Annotated in this window: 2 protein-coding genes; one reads left to right on the top strand and one right to left on the bottom strand. The window is 45.9% G+C overall.

Going from position 1 to position 1,088, the window contains the following annotated elements; translation table 11 throughout:
- Positions 1-314 (top strand): aminotransferase class V-fold PLP-dependent enzyme (locus A3766_RS16610; RefSeq protein WP_156508936.1); only part of this gene is annotated, 314 nt, incomplete at its 5' end.
- A gap of 342 nt (positions 315-656) precedes the next feature.
- Here A3766_RS16610 and A3766_RS16605 read toward each other — a convergent pair.
- Positions 657-1,088 (bottom strand): histidine phosphatase family protein (locus A3766_RS16605; protein ID WP_068642534.1); only part of this gene is annotated, 432 nt, incomplete at its 5' end.

Below are 1,088 nucleotides of genomic sequence, written 5' to 3'. Positions count from 1 at the left end.
TGGGGCTACTGCTGGATATAGGCATCGACAATATTCATCAAGCCATATGCGAACGAACGAACTATCTGAAGGCACAATTACAAACCATTGATGACCTTTGTTTCATTTCTCCTGAAAATAAAAACCAAGCGCGTCAAAGTGGCATTATCTGCTTTCGCATTGAGGGGAAGGACAGCACTGAGCTATATCAAACACTTATGTCACGTAAAGTAATCTGTGCAAACCGGGGAGGAGGTATTCGTTTTTCCCCGCACTTTTATACCACCAAGCGAGTGATCAACCGGGCTGTAGAGATTCTGCGCGACTTAGTCTAAATAATTGGAGTCATTCATTTAAGAACCCTTCTTTTGGCTTTCTCCGTGCAGGCCACCTGCCGCTCTGTGTCCTCTGTGGTGGATTTGTTTTTTGGTTTTGATTTCAAGATTAAACCCCTTAACCACAGAGGGCACGGAGCGCTTTGCTGCACAGAGGAATAATAATTCTCTATAGAGCTCCTCTATAAAATGGGTGCAATTCAGGGCAGAGTAGAACATCTCCCCGAACTCATCATTCCCGAGGTGTTTTTACCAGGAAACCAGCTACGTCGATACCTCGTTCTGACCCTCATGGATCCCGGCTTAAGAGCACACCGGGCTAACAAAGAGACCTGTGAATTATTAGTGCGGGATAAGATCCTGGTGTAAATAAGCTAGGCCGGCTTCCATCAGCTCAAGCTCCAGTACTACTAGCTCACTCGTGATAAAAGGATGAGGTTGATAGGTATTACCTTCAACCAATAGGCTCACTAAGTCTCCGACCAATGGCTGATGCGATACCAACAGCACATTATCAATTCCGGCCTGATTAAGCTGACGAAGCACTTGTTTCGGCGAGGAGTCGGGTGTAATAAAAGGCTTGGTATGAACATCGCACTTCAGCTGGTCTTGATAAACCTTTGCCGTCTGCTGAGCTCTTAGTAAGGGGCTCACCCAAATTTGGCTCACCTCACTTAATATACTCAAATGCTCTTTTGCTAAAGCACTTGTCTGCTGCACACCTCTTTCTGTCAAGGGGCGAGAGAAGTCGCTTTCTGCATAAAATGATGCCTC

The sequence above is a fragment of the Oleiphilus sp. HI0132 genome (assembly GCF_001635845.1).
Note: the sequence above shows the minus strand (reverse complement) of the source record. Positions and strands in the feature narration are given on the sequence as shown.